1 protein-coding gene is annotated in these 232 nt (G+C 68.5%); it reads left to right on the top strand.

Annotation, left to right across the window (positions count from 1 at the left end; all coding sequences use genetic code 11):
• Positions 1-7: 7 nt before the first annotated feature.
• On the top strand, positions 8-232 hold a 225-nt coding region (locus ADK54_RS20505), incomplete at its 3' end, for a pore-forming ESAT-6 family protein (protein ID WP_053726527.1).

Here is a 232-nt window from a genome sequence, read left to right as displayed (position 1 = left end):
CAGGATCATGGGTCAGAATCTGGACCGGCTCAGCTACGACACCGGCGCCTCCACCGAGGTGCAGGGCGGTCTCGCCGGGATCGTCGGCCATTTGGAGCGCGTGCTGACCGACCGCGACCGCGCCGTGAAGGCCGCGATGGCGGAGTTCACCGCCGATGGTGTCTCGGACGAGTACCACGGCAAGGAGCTGCGCTGGAACAAGGCGGCGGCCGAGGTGCGGGAGATCATCCGG

Source organism: Streptomyces sp. WM6378, assembly GCF_001279695.1.
Taxonomy (GTDB): Bacteria; Actinomycetota; Actinomycetes; order Streptomycetales; family Streptomycetaceae; genus Streptomyces.
The sequence above is the reverse complement of the archived record's forward strand: the minus strand, read 5'-3'. Positions and strand labels throughout refer to the sequence as shown.